The following is a 264-nucleotide window of genomic DNA, read 5'->3' as shown; positions in this document are numbered from 1 at the left end:
ATCGTACCCCAAACCGACACAGGTGGTCAGGTAGAGAATACCAAGGCGCTTGAGAGAACTCGGGTGAAGGAACTAGGCAAAATGGTGCCGTAACTTCGGGAGAAGGCACGCTGATGTGTAGGTGAAGCCCCTGCGGGTGGAGCTGAAATCAGTCGAAGATACCAGCTGGCTGCAACTGTTTATTAAAAACACAGCACTGTGCAAACACGAAAGTGGACGTATACGGTGTGACGCCTGCCCGGTGCCGGAAGGTTAATTGATGGG

General features: G+C 52.7%; 1 rRNA gene. It reads left to right on the top strand.

The annotated features are described in order from the left end of the window. Positions 1-264 (top strand): 23S ribosomal RNA (locus tag MUU46_RS23065); the annotation flags it as partial.

The organism is Scandinavium tedordense (genome assembly GCF_024764965.1).
In the GTDB taxonomy this organism is placed as follows: domain Bacteria; phylum Pseudomonadota; class Gammaproteobacteria; order Enterobacterales; family Enterobacteriaceae; genus Scandinavium; species Scandinavium tedordense.
This window is presented reverse-complemented; position numbering and strand designations above follow the sequence as displayed.